This window comes from Xanthobacter sp. 126 (genome assembly GCF_000526175.1).
GTDB lineage: Bacteria > Pseudomonadota > Alphaproteobacteria > Rhizobiales > Xanthobacteraceae > Xanthobacter > Xanthobacter aminoxidans.
On record NZ_JAFO01000001.1, the window covers coordinates 5254673 to 5271794 of the forward strand.

Annotated in this window: 15 protein-coding genes; 11 read left to right on the plus strand and 4 right to left on the minus strand. The window is 70.8% G+C overall.

Annotated features, from left to right (window positions below):
* The first annotated feature begins 35 nt into the window (after positions 1–35).
* The 8 genes from XAN126_RS0124865 to XAN126_RS0124900 all read left to right on the plus strand — a co-directional run bounded on the left by XAN126_RS0124865 (position 36) and on the right by XAN126_RS0124900 (position 9072).
* A complete protein-coding gene (locus XAN126_RS0124865; protein ID WP_024281259.1) occupies positions 36–1433 on the plus strand; it encodes an ATP-binding protein in 1398 nt (465 codons plus the stop codon).
* The gene (locus XAN126_RS0124870) at positions 1430–2449 is read left to right on the plus strand and encodes a HupU protein (protein WP_245272336.1); all 1020 of its coding nucleotides are present in this window, start codon (positions 1430–1432) and stop codon (positions 2447–2449) included. The genes XAN126_RS0124865 and XAN126_RS0124870 overlap by 4 nt, the downstream gene beginning before the upstream one ends.
* Positions 2446–3903, plus strand: coding sequence for a nickel-dependent hydrogenase large subunit (locus tag XAN126_RS0124875; RefSeq protein ID WP_024281261.1), 1458 nt, complete (start codon positions 2446–2448; stop codon positions 3901–3903). The genes XAN126_RS0124870 and XAN126_RS0124875 overlap by 4 nt, the downstream gene beginning before the upstream one ends.
* 6 nt (positions 3904–3909) lie before the next feature.
* A complete protein-coding gene (gene hypF / locus XAN126_RS0124880) occupies positions 3910–6210 on the plus strand; it encodes a carbamoyltransferase HypF (RefSeq protein WP_024281262.1) in 2301 nt (766 codons plus the stop codon).
* 115 nt (positions 6211–6325) lie between these two features.
* Entirely contained in the window at positions 6326–7237 is a 912-nt protein-coding gene (gene rsmI, locus XAN126_RS0124885) for a 16S rRNA (cytidine(1402)-2'-O)-methyltransferase (RefSeq protein WP_051460690.1), read from the plus strand.
* Entirely contained in the window at positions 7230–7631 is a 402-nt protein-coding gene (locus XAN126_RS0124890) for a YraN family protein (protein WP_024281264.1), read from the plus strand. Before rsmI ends, XAN126_RS0124890 begins: the two co-directional genes overlap by 8 nt.
* A 70-nt stretch (positions 7632–7701) precedes the next feature.
* Positions 7702–8646: a glutathione synthase gene (gene gshB, locus XAN126_RS0124895; RefSeq protein WP_024281265.1), complete on the plus strand. Its 945-nt coding sequence runs from the start codon at positions 7702–7704 to the stop codon at positions 8644–8646.
* A 114-nt stretch (positions 8647–8760) separates the two neighbouring features.
* Positions 8761–9072: a polyhydroxyalkanoic acid system family protein gene (locus tag XAN126_RS0124900; protein ID WP_024281266.1), complete on the plus strand. Its 312-nt coding sequence runs from the start codon at positions 8761–8763 to the stop codon at positions 9070–9072.
* Between the two features lie 6 nt (positions 9073–9078).
* Here XAN126_RS0124900 and XAN126_RS0124905 read toward each other — a convergent pair whose 3' ends face one another.
* Entirely contained in the window at positions 9079–9861 is a 783-nt protein-coding gene (locus XAN126_RS0124905) for a class I SAM-dependent methyltransferase (RefSeq protein WP_024281267.1), read from the minus strand.
* A 144-nt stretch (positions 9862–10005) separates the two neighbouring features.
* Between XAN126_RS0124905 and XAN126_RS0124910 the strand changes: the two genes are divergently transcribed.
* Complete coding sequence (locus tag XAN126_RS0124910) at positions 10006–11538, plus strand: YifB family Mg chelatase-like AAA ATPase (protein WP_024281268.1); 1533 nt, start codon at positions 10006–10008, stop codon at positions 11536–11538.
* A gap of 83 nt (positions 11539–11621) precedes the next feature.
* Here the strand turns inward: XAN126_RS0124910 and XAN126_RS0124915 are convergent, their stop codons facing one another.
* A complete protein-coding gene (locus XAN126_RS0124915) occupies positions 11622–12230 on the minus strand; it encodes a hypothetical protein (protein ID WP_024281269.1) in 609 nt (202 codons plus the stop codon).
* 326 nt (positions 12231–12556) lie between these two features.
* Here XAN126_RS0124915 and XAN126_RS0124920 point away from each other — a divergent pair, with 326 nt between their 5' ends.
* On the plus strand, positions 12557–13675 hold the full coding sequence (locus XAN126_RS0124920; protein WP_029877722.1) for a GNAT family N-acyltransferase: 1119 nt from the start codon (positions 12557–12559) through the stop codon (positions 13673–13675).
* Positions 13676–13730: 55 nt separating this feature from the next.
* Positions 13731–14153: an alternative ribosome rescue aminoacyl-tRNA hydrolase ArfB gene (arfB, locus tag XAN126_RS0124925; protein ID WP_024281271.1), complete on the plus strand. Its 423-nt coding sequence runs from the start codon at positions 13731–13733 to the stop codon at positions 14151–14153.
* Positions 14154–14172: 19 nt separating this feature from the next.
* Here the strand turns inward: arfB and recN are convergent, their stop codons facing one another.
* Together recN and XAN126_RS0124935 are read right to left on the minus strand one after the other, a co-directional pair.
* Complete coding sequence (gene recN / locus XAN126_RS0124930) at positions 14173–15855, minus strand: DNA repair protein RecN (RefSeq protein ID WP_024281272.1); 1683 nt, start codon at positions 15853–15855, stop codon at positions 14173–14175.
* A 6-nt stretch (positions 15856–15861) separates the two neighbouring features.
* Positions 15862–16746, minus strand: coding sequence for an outer membrane protein assembly factor BamD (locus tag XAN126_RS0124935; protein WP_029877723.1), 885 nt, complete (start codon positions 16744–16746; stop codon positions 15862–15864).
* Positions 16747–17122: the final 376 nt, after the last annotated feature.

Below are 17122 nucleotides of genomic sequence, written 5' to 3' on the forward strand. Positions count from 1 at the left end.
CCCTTCGCGGTCACTTCCTCCGCCGGGGACCGCTCATGCCCATGTCCGGGCGCAAGGATGCGCCGAGGGAACCGCTGCCCGACAGCCCGCTCGCCGGCGCGCTTTCCCTGCCGGGGGCGGGGACGGACTTCGGCGCCATCGATGCGGACGAGGCGTGGATCGCCGTCATCCGCAAGATGGACGAGACCTATGCGGAGCTGGTCCGCCAGCAGGTGGAGCTGGAGGCCAAGAACACCGCGCTGGAAGAAGCCCAAGGCTTCATCGCCGGCCTCCTCGGCTCCATGACTGACGTGCTGGTGGCGTGTGACCTCTCCGGCCGGGTGGAGCAGGTGAATCTCGCCGCCGAGCGCGCCTTCGGCCTCAGGGCCGACGCCCTCCTCGGCCGCCCCCTGTCCGAGTTGCTGGACGCCGCGTCCGAAACCACGGCGGCGGATGTGCTCGCCACCGTCGCCCGGCGCCAGCGCATCGCCGACCGGGAATTTACACTGGCGACGCCGGACGGCCCGCTCGCCATTGCGGTCAACGGCGCGCTGAGGTTCGATCCGCGCGGACGGGCGGTGGGCATCGTGCTGGTGGGCCGCCCCATCGGCGAGCTGCGCGCCGCCTACGGCGCCCTCGCCAAGGCCCATGAGCACCTGAAGCGCACCCAGCAGCAGCTGGTCCATGCCGAGAAGATGGCGTCCCTCGGCCGCCTCGTGGCTGGCGTCGCCCATGAGCTGAACAATCCCATCTCCTTCGTCTACGGCAACGCCCATGCGATGAAGCGCTATGCCGAGCGGCTGATCGCCTATCTCGATCAGGTCCATGCCGGCGCGGACGCGGCCGCCCTCGCCAAGGCGCGGGGGGAATTGCGCATCGACCGGGCGCTGTCCGATATCCCCGCCACCCTCTCGGGCATGCTGGAGGGCGCCGAGCGGGTGCGCGACATCGTAGCGGACCTGCGCCGCTTCTCCTCCGACCGTCGCGAGGCGCGGGAGGTGTTCGACCTCGCCGGCGTGGTCCGCTCGGCGGTGGACTGGGTGGCCAAGTCCCAGATGCCAGACCTTCCCATCACCGTCGCCGTGCCCGAGGGGCTGGAGGCGGTGGGCCATCCCGGCCATATCCATCAGGTGATGATGAATCTCGTGCAGAACGCTGTGGACGCCATGGAAGGCCGCCCCGACCGCCGCCTGGAGATCACCGGCGCCCGCTTCCAGACGCCGGACGGGCTGCAGGTGGTGGTGCGGGTGCGCGACACCGGGCCGGGCATTCCCGACGCGCTCATGGACCGCATCTTCGACCCCTTCTTCACCACCAAGGCCGTGGGCAAGGGCACCGGTCTCGGTCTGTCCATCTGCTATCGCATCGCCGAAGAGCACGAGGGACGGCTCGAAGCCGCGAACCATCCGGACGGCGGCGCCATCCTCTCCCTCGTGCTGCCAGCGGCGCCATGATGCGGGACCTGAACGCGCCCTTCACCGTGCTCTGGCTGCAATCGGGCGGCTGCGGCGGCTGCACCATGTCGCTGCTCTGCGCCGAGGCACCGGACCTTGCCGCGACTTTGGCCTCCGCCAACATCCACTTCCTGTGGCATCCGACCCTCTCGGAGGAGACGGGGGACGAGGCCATCGCCGTGTTCGAGGCGGTTCTGTCCGGCGACATCCGGCTCGATGCCCTGTGCATCGAGGGCGCGCTGCTGCGTGGGCCGAACGGCACCGGGCGCTTCCATACGCTCGCCGGCACCGACACGGCGACCATCGACTGGGTCCGCCGGCTCGCGGCGGTGGCGGAGCATGTGGTGGCGGTGGGCACCTGCGCGGCCTATGGCGGGGTGACGGCGGCTGGGGTCAATCCCGCCGATGCCTGCGGCCTCCAATATGACGGGCGCCGGCCGGGTGGAGCATTGGGCGCCGATTTCCGCGCCCGTGCCGGCCTGCCGGTCATCAACGTGGCCGGCTGCCCGACCCATCCCAACTGGGTGACGGAGACGCTGATGCTACTCTCCGCCGGGCTGCTGCACGGCGGCGACCTCGACAGCTACGGACGCCCGCGCTTCTACGCCGACCACCTCGTGCACCACGGCTGCCCGCGCAACGAATATTACGAATACAAGGCCAGCGCCGAGAAAATGAGCGACCTCGGCTGCATGATGGAGCACCTCGGCTGCCTCGGCACCCAGGCCCATGCGGACTGCAACACCCGCCTGTGGAACGGCGAGGGCTCCTGCACCCGCGGCGGCCACGCCTGCATCAACTGCACCGCGCCCGAGTTCGAGGAGCCGGGCCACGCCTTCATCCAGACGCCGAAGATCGGCGGCATCCCCGTGGGCCTGCCCACCGACATGCCCAAGGCATGGTTCATCGCCCTCTCCTCGCTGGCCAAGGCGGCGACGCCGGAACGCCTGCGCCGCAATGCGGTGAGCGACCATGTGGTCACCCCGCCCGCCGTCCGGGACATCAAAAAGCGATGACCGAGGGCACGAAACGGCTGGTGGTCGGCCCCTTCAACCGCGTGGAGGGCGACCTGGAGGTGCGCCTCGACGTGGCGGACGGGGCCGTGAAGCAGGCCTTCGTCTCCTCACCCTTGTTCCGGGGCTTCGAGCGCATCCTGGAAGGGCGCGATCCGCGCGACGCCCTCGTGATCGCGCCGCGCATCTGCGGCATCTGCTCGGTGTCGCAATCCCATGCGGCGGCGCTGGCGCTGGCGGGGCTGGAGGGCGTGGTGCCCACCGACAACGGGCGCGTCGCCACCAACCTCATCCTCGCCACCGAGAATCTGGCCGACCACCTCACCCATTTCCACGTCTTCTTCATGCCGGACTTCGCCCGCGCGGCCTATGCCGACCGGCCGTGGTTCGCGCAGGCCGAGCGCCGGTTCAAGGCGGCGCACGGGCTGAGCGTGCGCGATGCCCTCGCCACCCGCACGACGCTGCTCCACGTCATGGGCCTGCTCGCCGGCCGCTGGCCGCACACCTTGGCGCTCCAGCCCGGCGGCGTCGCCAAGGGGGCGGACGCGCGGGACAAGATGCGGCTGCTGGCCACCCTCGGCTCCGTGCGCGCGGACCTTGAGGCCCGCCTCTTCGGCGCACCGCTGGAGCGCGTCGCGGCGCTGGCCGACGCGGAAGAGCTGGACGCGTGGCGCCGGACGGGGCCGGACGGTGATTTCCGCCTGTTCCTCACCATCGCCGAAGACCTCGGCCTCGCCGCGCTCGGCCGGGCCGACGACCGCTTCCTCTCCTACGGAGCCTATCCGCAGGAGGAGGGCCGGCTCTACACGGCCGGCACCTTCGCAGGCGGTCGCCTCGGCCCGGTCGACACCTCGGCCATCGCCGAGGATCATTCCTTCGCCCGCATGGAGGGGCGGGAGGCGCCGCATCACCCGTTCGAGGGCTCGACCTTTCCCGATGGCGCGGACGAAACCGGCTACACCTGGTGCAAGGCACCCCGCCTCGCCGGCCTTCCCTTTGAGACCGGCGCTTTCGCCCGGCAGGTCATCGCCGGCCAGCCGCTCGCCCGCGACCTCGCGACCAAGGAGGGCGCCAATGTGCGCTCGCGCGTTGTCGGCCGGTTGGTGGAGACCGCGCGCACGCTGATCGCCATGGAAAACTGGGTGCGCACGCTCCGGCCCGGCGAACCCTGGTGCGCGCAGGGTGCCCTGCCCCAGACCGGCCGCAGCTTCGGCCTCACCGAGGCGGCGCGCGGCGCGCTCGGCCACTGGATGGTGGTGGAGCGCGGCCGCATCGCCCGCTACCAGATCATCGCCCCCACCACCTGGAACTTCTCCCCCCGCGACGCCTCCGGCCAGCCGGGACCGCTGGAGACCGCCCTCGTCGGCGCGCCGGTGCGGCAAGGGGAGACGACGCCCCTCGCCGTGCAGCACATCGTGCGCTCGTTCGATCCCTGCATGGTCTGCACGGTGCATTGAGCAGCCATGGACGGGGCGGGCATCGCGGGCGAGACCATCGAGATTTCCGGCATCGTGCAAGGCGTGGGCTTCCGGCCCTTCGTCTATCGCCTCGCCCTGCGCCTCGGCCTCGACGGCACGGTCTCCAACGCCGGAGGGCGGGTGCTGATCCATACGGGTGGGCCGCGCGCGGCCCTCGATGCCTTCGCCGCGGCTCTGGTGGCCGAGGCCCCTCCGCTGGCGCGCATCGAGCGGGTGGAGCGCCGTCCGGCCGCCGTGCCGGAGCCGGGATTCCGCATCGTGGAAAGCGGGGCCGGCACGGTCTCCATCGGCGTGGTACCTGACGTGGCGACCTGCCCGGCGTGCCTTGCGGAGATTACCGATCCCAAGGCCCGGCGGCATCGCTACGCCTTCACCAATTGCACGGACTGCGGCCCGCGCTTCTCCATCGTCGCCGGCCTGCCCTATGACCGGCCGGCGACCACCATGGCCGGCTTTCCCATGTGCCCGGCCTGCCGCGCGGAATACGAGAACCCCGCCGACCGGCGCTTCCACGCCCAGCCCATCGCCTGCCCCGCCTGCGGCCCGCGCCTTTGGCTGGAGCGGGAGGGGGCGGAGAGCGCCTCCGCCGATCCAATTCCCGAGGCTGCCGAACTGCTGCGGTCAGGCCATATCCTCGCGGTGAAGGGCATCGGCGGCTTCCACATCGCCTGTGACGCCACCGATGCCGCGGCCGTCGCCACCCTCCGCGCGCGCAAGCACCGGCCGACCAAGCCGCTGGCGGTGATGGCCGACCTTGCCACCGCGCACCGCCTCTGCATCATCTCACCGGAGGAAGAGGCGGCACTGCTCGCCCCCTCCGCGCCCATCCTGCTGCTGCCGCTCCGGCCGGATGCGGACCTCGCCGCCGGCCTCGCGCCGGGCCAGAGCCATCTTGGCCTGATGCTGCCCTATACGCCGCTGCATCATCTGCTGATCGCGGCGACCGACCGCCCGCTGGTGATGACCTCCGGCAATCGCTCCAGCGAGCCGCAGATCTTCCGCGATGACGAGGCCCGAACCGGCCTTGCCGGCATCGTGGACGGCTTCCTCATGCACGACCGCCCCATCGCCCGCCGGCTCGACGACAGCGTGGCGCGCTTCGCCGCCGGCGGGCTCCGCGTGATGCGGCGCGGGCGGGGCTTCGCGCCGCTTCCTCTCGCGCTCCCGGAGGATTTCGCCGATGCGCCGCCGGTGCTCGCCATGGGCGGCGAACTCAAGAGCGCGCTCTGCCTCACCCACGGCGCCCGCGCCCTCCTCTCCCACCATCTGGGCGACCTCGACGAGCCGGCCACGGGCGATGCCTTCGAGACCGCTTTGGCGGACTATTCCGCCCTCTTCACCCACACGCCGCAGGTGATCGCGGCGGACCTCCACCCGGACTATCGCGCCAGCCGCCTCGCCGCCGCCATGGCCGAGGCGCGGGGGCTCAAGCTGGAAAGCGTGCAGCATCACCACGCCCACATCGCCGCCGCCATGGCCGAAAACGGTTGGCGACGCGCGGATGGCAAGGTGGTGGGCATCGCCCTCGACGGGCTGGGGCTGGGCGAGGACGGCACCGTGTGGGGCGCCGAGGTGCTGGTCTGCGACTATCGCGAGAGCCGACGCATCGCCCGCCTCTCCCCCATCCCCATGGCCGGAGGCGATGCCGCGAGCCGCGAGCCGTGGCGGGTGCTGCTCGCCCATCTCGACCGGGCGCTCGGCCGCGCCGTCGTTGATGGCGACGCCAGCCTCGCCGCGCTGTTTGCCGGAAAGCCGGTGCCGACCCTGCGGGCGATGATGGACAAGGGGCTCAATGCCCCCCTCGCCTCCTCCGCCGGCCGGCTATTCGATGCCGTGGGCGCCCTCCTCGGCCTCGCACCCGACTGGCTCTCCCACGAGGGCGAGGCGGCCATGGCGCTGGAGGCCGTCGCGGCGGGGGAGGCCGCGCCCTACCCGTTCGCCATCGCACCGCAGGGCAACCTCATCGAGATCGATCCCGCCCCGCTCTGGCGCGCCCTCCGCGCCGACCTTGCCGCCGCCCGGCCGCTCCCGGAGATGGCCGCCGCCTTCCATGCCGGTCTGGCGGAAGCCTTCGTCTCCGTCACGGCGCAGGCGGCAGACGAGGCCGGTACCCATGCCGTCGCACTCTCCGGCGGGGTATTCCAGAATGCCCGGCTGCTGGAGGAGACTGTCGCCCGGCTGCGGTCGCGCGGCCTCACGCCTCTCATCCCCGCCGAGCTGCCGGCCAACGACGGCGGCCTCGCCTTGGGGCAGGCGGTGGTCGCCGCAGCGCGACATATGGCGTGACGCCATACGGGCGGAGCCGTTCCCGTCCGGCGCGGGCGGGACTATGGTGGGGGTTATGACCACGCCCCATCGTCCCCACCCGCACAGCCGCCCCGAAGGCCGCGCCGCAGGTGTCATGAAAACCTTCCTCCTCGCCGGCTCCACCCTGCCCGCCCCCGGCCTCGCGCCGGGCCTGCATGTGGTCGCGACGCCCATCGGCAACCTCGCCGACGTGACGGTGCGCGCGCTGGAGACTCTGGCGGCGGCCGACGTGATCGCCTGCGAGGACACCCGCATCTCCCGCCGGCTGCTCGACCGCTACGGCATCCAGACCCACCTCATGGCCTATCACGACCACAACGGCGCCAGCGCCCGGCCGAAGCTGCTGGCCCGCCTCGCCGCCGGCGAGCGGGTGGCGCTGATCTCGGACGCGGGAACGCCGCTGGTGTCGGACCCCGGCTTCAAGCTGGTGGTGGAAGCTGCGGAGTTGGGCTTCCCCGTGCATCCCGTGCCCGGCGCCTCGGCTTTGCTCGCGGCCCTTGTGGCGGCGGGCCTGCCCACCGACTGCTTCCTGTTCGACGGCTTCCTGCCGCCCAAGGCCGGCCAGCGCCGCAATCGCATCTCCGCCCTCGCCGCCGTGCCGGGCACCCTTGTTTTCTATGAGACTGGCCCCCGCCTCGCCGAGAGCCTCGCGGACCTTGCCGACGTGCTCGGCCCACGCCGTGCCGCCGTCTGCCGCGAACTGACCAAGGCGTTCGAGGAGGTGCGGCGCGCCGATCTGCCCACCCTCGCCGCCCACTATGCGGACGCCGCCGACCCCAAGGGCGAGATCGTCCTCGTCATCGGCCCGCCCCTGGAAGAGGTGGCCGGCGATGCGGACGTGGACGCGGCGCTCATCCGCGCCCTCAAGGATACGTCGCTGAAGGATGCCGTCGCGGTCGTCGCCGGCGCCACCGGCCGGCCGAAGCGCGAGGTCTATGCCCGCGCCCTCGCGCTCACGCAGGCGCGTGGAGACGAAAAGCCCGGGGACGCCGACGCGGATGCCTGAGACGCCGGCCGGCCCTCCGCCCGACGCGGGCAAGCTGCGCCGCCGCGCCGCCCACGCTCGCGGGCTCGCGGGAGAGGAACGCGCCGCGACCCTGCTCGGCGCCCACGGTTTCCACGTGCTCGCCCGGCGGGTGCGCACCAAGGCGGGTGAGATCGACCTCATCGCCCGGCAGGGCGACCTCCTCGTCTTCTGCGAGGTGAAGCTGCGGGCGCGGCTCGATGATGCCGCCTTCTCCCTCCAGCCGCGCCAGCGCCGGCGCATTGCGGCGGCCGCTGAGACCTACCTCGCCGATCACCCGGAGCTTTCTGCGCTGAACATGCGCTTCGACGCCGTGCTGCTCGCCCGCACCGGGGAGGCCGAGCACCTGCCCGGCGCTTTCGAGATGGACGTGTGAGCCGAGTGGCGGTGGGCGCCACCCGACTATAGATAGGATCCAAGCCCCCATGGGGCAGCGGGAGATTGCCATGGCCCTGAAGGTCGCGGTCCAGATGGACCACATTGCCAGCATCAATATTCAAGGGGATTCCACCTTCGCCCTTCTTCTGGAGGCGCAGCGGCGGGGCCATGCGCTGTTCCACTACACGCCCGACCGCATGGCCATGCGCGACGGCGAAGTGTTCGCCGCCGTGGAGCCGCTGACCGTTCAGGACGAAGCCGGCGCCCATTTCACCCTCGGCGCGCGCGAGCGCATTCCCCTGACCGAGATGGACGTGGTGCTGATGCGCCAGGATCCGCCCTTCGACATGGCCTATGTGACGGCGACCCACCTGCTGGAGCGCATCCACCCGAAGACGCTGGTGGTGAACGACCCCGGCCATGTGCGCAACGCGCCGGAAAAGATCTTCGTCACCGAGTTTCCGGACCTGATGCCGCCGACCCTGATCTCCCGCGACCTCGCGGAGATCAAGGCCTTCCGCGCCGAGTTCGGCGACGTGGTGATGAAGCCGCTCTACGGCAATGGCGGCGCCGCCGTGTTCCGCCTGACGGCCGACGACCTCAATTTCGGCTCGCTCTACGACCTCTTCTCCGCGACCTTCCGCGAGCCGTGGGTGATCCAGCGCTTCCTGCCGGCGGTGAAGCACGGCGACAAGCGCATCATCCTGGTGGATGGCGAGGCGGCGGGCGCGGTGAACCGGGTGCCGAGCGAGGGCGACTTGCGCTCCAACATGGTGCGCGGCGGCGCGGCGCGGCCCACCGACCTCACCGACCGCGAGCTGGAAATCTGCGCCCGCATCGGCCCCTCGCTGCGCGAGAAGGGGCTGATCTTCGTCGGCATCGACGTGATCGACGGCAACCTCACCGAGATCAACGTGACCTCCCCCACGGGCCTGCGCGCCATCAAGCGCCTGGGCGGGCCGGACATCGCTGCGCAGATCTGGGACCGCATCGAGGCCCGCCGCGCCGCCTGAGACCACCGTCTAATCGACACCAACGCGGCGGCGCCCTCGGCCCGCCGCGCGAACCGCCGTGCCGGTGTGGGCGTTATCCGTCAGGACGCACCGCCGGACATAACAGGACCGACCATGGGACAGCCCTTCACCGCCTCCATCCCCCACCGCCTCGGCAAGGCCGAGGCGACGCGGCGCCTCCAAGCGGGGCTGACCGGCGTGCGCGACCGCTTCTCGCGCCACATTTCCATCCTGGAGGAAACCTGGACCGGAGAGCAGTTGGACTTCCGCATCGCCGCGCTGGGACAGACGGCGAGCGGCAAGCTTCAGGTGGCGGACGACGCCGTGCACCTCTCCGTGGAGCTGCCCTTCATGCTGGATCTCGTCGCCCGCAAGGCGAAGGACCTCATCCAGAAGCAGGGCCGCCTGATGCTGGAGAAGAAATAGGCCCGCTCAGGCCGTTTCCAGTTCCAGCGTCAGCGTGTCGATGGAGAAGGAGCCGTCCGCCTCGAACTCGAAGTGGGTCGCCACGTCCGCGCTGGCACCCGCCATCAGCGAGCGGATGGCGGCGACATGCAGCTCCGGCGTACGGATGCGCGCCACCCAGGAGGCGAACTCCAGCCTCAGGCGCCGGTGCGCCGTGCGCACCACCCGGAACCCCGCCTCCTCGGCGAGGCGGCTCCATTCGGAGGCGCTGTAGTCCCGCCCGTGGGAGGGATCGCGCAGCAATTCCACCGTCTGCAGGAAGGTGTCGGCCACCGGCCATTCGGGCGCGATCACGTCCATCATGACCACCTGCCCGCCCGCCTTCACCACTCGCCGCACCTCCGCGAGCGCCTGCGGCACGTCGCGCCAGTGGTGCGCGCTGTAGCGCGAGGCCACCATGTCGAAGCTACCGTCGGCGAAGGGCAGGCGCTCAGCGACGCCCTGCCGCGTGGCGATGTTCGCGAGGCCGCGTGCCTTCGCCTCGGCCGCGACAGCACCCAGCATGTCCTCGGACAGATCGTAGGCCACCACCTCGCCCGCGAACGGCGCGGCGGTGAAGCTCACATGCCCGCCGCCGCAGCCGAGATCGAGCAGCCGGGCGGGCCGCGCCTCTTCCACGAGGGCCTTGAGCGCATCGAGATCAGCACCCCGCGCATGCACGGCGCTCGCCACATAGGCGGCGGCCTGCGGACCGAACATCTCGACCACATGGGCCTCGTGACTGCGCGCGCCTGCACCCTCGGCGGCCATGGCTGATTTCCCCGATCCTCTTGCTACCTCCAGCATAGCCGGGGCGGCGTTTGACGCAAGCACGATTGTTCCTCTTTCGTTCTTGCGAGCGGGCCCGCCCTCCGCTACCTTGAGATGCAGACGGGCAGCAGGCGGGGGGCGGCTGTGATCCAGCGGGTGGCGACAGTCGCGTTCGAGGGCGTCGAGGCGCGCCCGGTGGATGTTCAGGTGCATGTGGCGGCCGGCCTGCCGGCCTTCACCATCGTCGGCCTGCCCGACAAGGCGGTGACGGAGGCCAAGGAGCGGGTGCGCGCAGCGCTCATCGCGTCAGGGCTTGCGCTTCCGGCGCGGCGCATCACGGTGAACCTCGCCCCTGCCGACCTGCCCAAGGAAGGCTCCCATTACGATCTGCCCATCGCGCTGGGGCTGATGGCCGCCATCGGCGCCATCCCCGGCGATGCCCTCGCCGGCTTCACGGTCGTGGGCGAATTGGCCCTGGACGGCGCCATCGCGGCCGTGGCCGGCGTGCTGCCGGCGGCCATCGGCGCCAACGCCCGGGGCCACGGGCTCATCTGCCCCGCCCCCTGCGGTGCCGAGGCCGCGTGGGCCAGCCCCGACATGGACATTCTCGCCCCGCAATCCCTCATCCAGCTCGCCAACCACATGACCGGACGCCAGGTGATGGGCCGGCCCGAGCCACGGATGAAGCCGCCGGGAGACACCATGCTCGACCTTCGGGACGTCAAGGGCCAGGAGACCGCCAAGCGGGCGCTGGAGGTGGCCGCGGCCGGGGGCCACAATCTCCTGTTCGTCGGACCGCCGGGCGCCGGCAAGTCCATGCTGGCGCAGCGCCTGCCCTCCATCCTGCCGCCGCTGTCGCCGGCGGAGATGCTGGACGTGTCCATGATCGCCTCGGTGGCCGGCACCATCGAGGACGGCGCGCTGATGGACCGCCGCCCGTTCCGCGCGCCGCACCATTCGGCCAGCATGGCGGCCATGGTGGGCGGCGGCGCCAAGGCCAAGCCTGGCGAGGTCTCGCTCGCCCACAATGGCGTTCTGTTCCTCGACGAACTCCCGGAATTCACGCCGCAGGTGCTCGATTCCCTGCGCCAGCCGCTGGAGTCGGGCGAGGTCCTGATCGCCCGCGCCAACCATCGCGTCACCTATCCCGCGCGCTTCCAGCTCATCGCCGCCATGAACCCCTGCCGCTGCGGCCGCGCCGGGGAGCCCGGCTTCACCTGCAAGCGCGGACCACGCTGTGCCGACGAATATCAGGCGCGGCTCTCCGGACCCTTCCTCGACCGCATCGATCTCCATCTCGAGGTGCCGTCGGTCTCGGCCTCGGACCTCGTGCTGCCGGCCCCGGCCGAAGGCTCGCGGGAGATTGCGGCGCGGGTCGCCATGGCGCGGGAAATCCAGCTGGAGCGCTATGCCGCCCTCGGCCGACCCGATGTGCGCACCAATGCCGAGGCTTCGGGGCCGTTGCTGGAGGCGGTTGCGACGCCCGATTCGGCCGGAGCGATCCTGCTTCGCGATGCCGCCGACGCCATGCGGCTCAGCGCCCGCGGCTATCACCGGGTTTTAAAGGTGGCGCGTACCCTCGCTGATCTCGATGGCGCGGACGGGGTCGGCCGCCGCCATCTGGCAGAAGCCCTCGCCTATCGCGCCGCGGCGGAACGGCCAAGGGCGGCGGCCTAGAGTGGCTGCGGCGTAGACCGGCTGCCGCGCAGAAATTGTCCGGCACCACAGCGGTGCCGGACGGGAGCGGAACGACCGCCGCCTCAGCGCATGGCGTTGACGGCGAGGCCCTCGATATAGGTGATCTGGGCGAGGTCGCCCGGCTGCACCTTCTGCACGTCTGCCAGCACCTTGTCGTTGGCGGCGCGCACCACGCGGACGTTGCCGTCCGGCCCCTCGAAGGTCACGGTGCCGGCGGCCGGGTCGAGGCCCACGAAGATGGAGGTCAGCGTGACCTCGCGGATGCCGAAGCCCTCCGGCCAGCCCGGCAGGCCGTCAGTGATGACGACCTCCGCCATCACTTCGCCCGGCTTGCCCTGGTGCGCCTTGCCGAGCGCGGTGACGACGCCCGGCGCCACGCGGATGAGCAGGTTCTCGCCCACCCGGTAGAGCGAGAGGTCGCCCAGCAGCGGGGGCGCGATCACCGCCCAGCGGCGGCCCGCGGGATCTTCCAGCACCACACGACGGGTAACGGGATCAACCGACACGAACTTGGCCTTATAGGCGAGCACGTTCACCTGCCCGATGCCCTGCACGAACACCTGGGTCACCTCGACCGGCATCGGACGCTGCTGCGCCTTAGCGCCCACCGGCCCCACAAGAGCGAGGCCGGCAAGGAGCGCGGCCGAAAGGTGCATGCGCGTGGAAATCATGTCGTCCCCCCAACGAATCACAGGCGCGGACGCGCCGGAAGCCTGCCGCTATCACCTGAGGCGCCGTAGCGGCAAGGCGGGATCGCGAGGCGCTGGCGCGGCGGGTCCACCCATTGTCACAATCGCGTCGGAAAACTATGGTGATGCTGGCGTTCAAGTCCTGGGCACCCGCCTGAAGCGGGGCAACTTCCAGGTCGCTCCTCGCAGCCAGTGCGGCGCGTCGGCCGGGCAGTACGCTCTGGACGGCGCACGGGCGGAGGAACGATACCAAGCGTTGGGTGAGGCACGCCCGCCGTCGGCGGCGGCCCGGAGTGGGGCTCGTTGCGATGAAAAGAATGGGACAGCCGGATCCCGGCTTCAACCTGCCAGCCCTGTTCGGCCGCGGCTTCGACGTCGCCCGCGACGCCGCACGGGATTTCGCCCGCGATTTCGCCAAGGACCTGAAGAAGGATTTCGGCCGCGAGGGCCCCACGCCCATGTTCGGGACCGAACCCGGTGCCTTCCCCTTCCTGCGGCCGCAGCACGCCGCCCCCGGTGCGCGCGCTGCCATGCCGGCGCCGCAGAAGCTGGTGACGGATTTCCGCGCCTATTCCGGCCTGCGCCACCGCGACGCCGTGCCGACCGCGCCGGAAAGCATCGTCCTCGGCCGGCTCGGCGCGCTGGAGGTGCGGCTCGCCCGCACCGCGCGCGACGTGCGCCGCGCCCAGCGCCTGCGCTACAAGGTGTTCTACGAGGAGATGTCGGCCACCCCCGACGCCACCACGCGCCTCGCCCGGCGCGACATGGACAGCTTCGACACCATCTGCGACCACATTCTCGTGCTGGACCACGACGCCGGCAAGATCGTGCTCGGCCGGCGCAAGCCCAAGGTGGTGGGCACCTATCGCCTGCTGCGGCAGGAGGTGGCGAACCGCCACGGCGGTTTCTACACCCAGGGCGAGTTCGATGTGGGCGGGGTCATCGCCGCCCATCCGACCCTGCGCTTCCTGGAACTCGGCCGCTCCTGCGTGCTCAAGCCCTACCGCAACAAGCGGACCGTCGAGCTGCTGTGGCACGGGGTGTGGACCTACATCCTGCGCAACAAGATTGACGCCATGTTCGGCTGCGCCAGCCTCGAGGGCACCGACCCGGCGGAACTCGACCTGCCGCTGTCCTTCCTGCACCACAACGCCATGGCCCCGGAAGAGTGGCGCGCGCGGGCCGTGGAGGGACGGCACGTCTCCATGAACCGGATCGCCAAGGCCGACATCGACATGAAGAAGGCGCTGCAGGCGCTGCCGCCCCTCATCAAGGGCTATCTGCGGCTTGGCGGCTTCGTCGGCGATGGCGCGGTGGTGGACCACCAGTTCGGCACCACGGATGTGCTCATCATCCTGCCGGTCTCGGTCATCAGCCCGCGCTATGTGGAGCATTTCGGGCCCACCGCGAATCGCCACGCCATCTGAGCGTTGGCAGGCCGCGCCGGGCCGTGCATAAGCTGCGCCCTCAGGAGAGGGCGCCATGATCGAGATCACGCCCCGCATCGCCATCGCCGAGGACGAGATCGAGCTCGCCTTCGTGCGCGCGTCCGGGCCGGGCGGGCAGAACGTCAACAAGGTATCGAGCGCGGTCCAGCTGCGCTTCGATGCGGCGCGCTCGCCCAACCTGCCGGAGGGCGTGAAGATGCGCCTCGCCCGCCTCGCCGGCCGGCGCATGACGCAGGATGGCGTCATCGTCATCCAGGCCCAGCGCTTCCGCACCCAGGAACGCAACCGGGAAGATGCCATCGAGCGGCTGGTGGAGCTGATCCGCGCCGCCACCGTGGTCATGCCGGTGCGACGGCCCACGCGCCCCACCCTCGCCTCCAAGGAGCGGCGCCTCGCCGCCAAGGACCGGCGGGGTCAGGTGAAATCCATGCGGCAATCGAAGCCGGATTCGGACTGAGAGTCGGTCAGAGAAGAAGTCAGCGCGCCGCCTTCAGCAGGCGGTCGGCGGCGGCCCGGGCCTCCTGCGTCACAGTCGCGCCGGCGAGCATGCGGGCGATCTCCTCGCGCCGCGTGCTGGCGGTGAGGGCGTTGACGCGGGTGGTCACCGGCGCATCCGGGTCCACCACGTCCATGGCGCTCGCCTTGGCGATGAGGAGGTGGTTGCGCGCCCGGGCGGCCACCTGCGGCGCGTGGGTTACGCACAGCACCTGCACCCGCTCGGCGAGACGGCCGAGGCGCTGGCCGATGGCGTCCGCCACCGCGCCGCCCACGCCGGTGTCGATCTCGTCGAAGATCAGCGTCGGTGCCGAGCCGCGATCCGCCAGCACCACCTTCAGCGCCAGGAGGAAGCGCGCCAGCTCACCGCCGGAGGCCACCTTCATCAGCGCGCCGGGTCGCGTGCCGGGATTGGTGCGCACCCAGAACTCCACCTGGTCCTGTCCGCCCGGTCCCGCCGCGGCAGGGTCGGTGGTGACGCGGGTGATGAAGCTCGCCCGCTCGAGCTTGAGCGGCGGCAGCTCCGCCGCAACCGCCTTGTCGAGCACGGCGGCGGCGCTGTGGCGCGCGCGGGAAAGGTCCTCGGCGGCGGTCCGATAGGCGGCCTCGGCTTCGGTCACGCTCGCTTCCAGCCGCGCCAGCGTGGCGGCGCTGCGGTCGAGGCGCTCCAGATCGGACTGATAGCGGGCGGCAAGGGCGGGCAGGTCGTCGGCGCTGACATGATATTTGCGGGCGGCGGCGCGGAGCGCGAACAGCCGCTCCTCGATCCGCTCCAGCTCGCGCGGATCGAAATCGGCATCGGCACGAGCGGCTTCCAGATGCTGGCGCGCCGTCTCCAGCGCATCAAGCGCCTGGTCGATGGCCTCGACGGCCGGGCGCACCAATGCCTGTGCGTCGCCGGCGCGGCGCTCCAGCCGGCGCACGGCGGCAGCCAGCGACGGCACGGGCGAGCTGCCGCCGGAGACCGCATCCAGCGCCTCGTCGAGATCGCCGGCGATCTTCTCCGAGCGCATCATGGCGGTGCGCCGTTCGGAAAGCGCGAGTTCCTCGCCCGGCTCCGGACCCAGCGCGGAGAGTTCTTCCACCGCGTGGCGAATGAAGTCGGCCTCGCGGGCGGCAATTTCCAGCCGCTCCCGTTCGTCTTTCGCCTCGGCAAGCGCAGCGCGCCAAGCGCGCCACAGGTCGCCCACGGCCGTGACCTTGCCGCTGAGGGCGCCGAAGGCATCGAGCAGGAGCCGGTGGCTCGCGGCGTCCACCATGGCGCGGTCGTCATGCTGGCCGTGCAGCTCGATGAGGCTCGCGCCGATGAGGCGCAGCGTCTGCACGCTCACCGCCTCCTCGTTGACGCTGGCGCGGGTGCGCCCGTCGGCCATCTGGATGCGGCGAATCACCAGCGGCCCCTCGTCGGGCAGCTCGGCTGCGGCGAGGATGGCGTGAGCTGGATGGTCGGCGGCGAGATCGAAGGTGAGCGTCACCTGCCCCTTGGGCTGGCCGTGGCGCACCAGAGCGCCGTCGCCCCGCCCGCCAAGGGCGAGGGACACAGCATCGAGCAGTATCGATTTGCCGGCACCCGTCTCACCGGTCAGGACCGTGAGGCCCTCCGACAGGGTGAGATCGAGCTTCTCGATAAGGACGATGTCCCGGATCGAGAGCGTCGCCAGCATGGAATATCAGCCAAGCCCCATCTTCTTGAACGCCTGGCTGATCCAGGACGCCTTGTTCTCCTGCGGCTCGGCCCCTCCGGACTGAACCAGCTTGTAGGCGTCCTTATACCACGAGCTGTCGGGGAAGTTATAGCCAAGCACGGCCGCGGCCGTCTGCGCCTCGCCGACGATGCCCATGGCCATGTAGCACTCGGTGAGGCGATAGAGGGCTTCCTCCACCTGCCGGGTCGTCTGGTACTGGGTCACGACGACCTTGAAGCGGTTGATGGCGCCCGTGTAGTTGCGCTGCTCCAGATAGTAGCGGCCGATGGCCATCTCCTTGCCGGCGAGCTGGTCGCGGGCGACCTCGATCTTCCGCTTGGCGGTGGCGGCGTACTCGGTGTTGGGATATTTGCGCACCACATTCTCGAGCGCGTCGAGGGCCTGGCGCGTCTTGCGCTGGTCGCGGGTGATGTCGGGAATGTTCTCGTAGAGCGCCGAAGCGACGAGATACTGGGCGTAGGCGGCGTCGGCCGAGCCAGGGTAGAGCGCGATGTAGCGCTTTCCGACGCCGATCGCCTCGTCGTACTTGCCCGCCTCGAAATAGGAATAGGTGGTCATGAGCAGCGCCTTGCGCGCCCATTCCGAATAGGGGTGGGCCTTGTCCACGTCCTCGAAGCGCTTGGCCGCCTTTTCCGGCTCCTGCCGGCGCAACAGGGTCAGGCCCTCGTTGTAGATCTTCTCGGCCGGCTCATCGGGGGGAATGGTGTCGTCCTTGTCGCTGGCGCAGCCGGAGACGAGGAGACCCATGGCCACGGCAAGCACCAGCATCCCGCCGCGCACGAGCGCAGACGTCAGCGCGGCACCACGCAGGAGGGCGCGCATGGGCAGGACATCGTTCAAGAATCGCATCACGGTTCAGCTTCCGTCCCGCGCCTCAAGGCGCCGCTTGTAACCGAAGGATCGCGCCGGGGAAAACCGCACGGCCGGCAAACTGCCAGCCGGGCATATCCGCCCCACTCCTCGACACGTTCCCTGCTCGTTTCCCCCCATTTCGGGCCACGGCAGGCACTGCCTGCGCGCGTCCGGAATACCTCGACCCCCGCGCCCATGGCCACGGCAGGAAAACAGCCCCTCCGCGCTATCGGTGCTTTCAGTCGGCAATGTGGCGGCGGGCGCTCGCGCGTGCCTTCGGCGGCGAGAGTGTGGCCGCCCCGCCACGCCGGCTCACGCTGCGCGAGGGCGAGCGGCATCTAAATCGGAACGGGGTTAAGACTTCGCAAGCGCG

Bases quoted from the DNA above. Each gene is read 5' to 3' on its own strand.
- XAN126_RS0124865 (WP_024281259.1), top strand. From the start codon at position 36: ATGCCCATGTCCGGGCGCAAGGATGCGCCGAGGGAACCGCTGCCCGAC.
- XAN126_RS0124890 (WP_024281264.1), top strand. From the start codon at position 7,230: ATGCCTGAGACGCCGGCCGGCCCTCCGCCCGACGCGGGCAAGCTGCGC.
- gshB (WP_024281265.1), top strand. From the start codon at position 7,702: ATGGCCCTGAAGGTCGCGGTCCAGATGGACCACATTGCCAGCATCAAT.
- XAN126_RS0124920 (WP_029877722.1), top strand. From the start codon at position 12,557: ATGAAAAGAATGGGACAGCCGGATCCCGGCTTCAACCTGCCAGCCCTG.
- XAN126_RS0124900 (WP_024281266.1), top strand. From the start codon at position 8,761: ATGGGACAGCCCTTCACCGCCTCCATCCCCCACCGCCTCGGCAAGGCC.
- hypF (WP_024281262.1), top strand. From the start codon at position 3,910: ATGGACGGGGCGGGCATCGCGGGCGAGACCATCGAGATTTCCGGCATC.
- rsmI (WP_051460690.1), top strand. From the start codon at position 6,326: ATGAAAACCTTCCTCCTCGCCGGCTCCACCCTGCCCGCCCCCGGCCTC.
- XAN126_RS0124905 (WP_024281267.1), bottom strand. From the start codon at position 9,861: ATGGCCGCCGAGGGTGCAGGCGCGCGCAGTCACGAGGCCCATGTGGTC.
- XAN126_RS0124915 (WP_024281269.1), bottom strand. From the start codon at position 12,230: ATGATTTCCACGCGCATGCACCTTTCGGCCGCGCTCCTTGCCGGCCTC.
- XAN126_RS0124875 (WP_024281261.1), top strand. From the start codon at position 2,446: ATGACCGAGGGCACGAAACGGCTGGTGGTCGGCCCCTTCAACCGCGTG.
- XAN126_RS0124935 (WP_029877723.1), bottom strand. From the start codon at position 16,746: ATGCGATTCTTGAACGATGTCCTGCCCATGCGCGCCCTCCTGCGTGGT.
- XAN126_RS0124870 (WP_245272336.1), top strand. From the start codon at position 1,430: ATGATGCGGGACCTGAACGCGCCCTTCACCGTGCTCTGGCTGCAATCG.
- arfB (WP_024281271.1), top strand. From the start codon at position 13,731: ATGATCGAGATCACGCCCCGCATCGCCATCGCCGAGGACGAGATCGAG.
- recN (WP_024281272.1), bottom strand. From the start codon at position 15,855: ATGCTGGCGACGCTCTCGATCCGGGACATCGTCCTTATCGAGAAGCTC.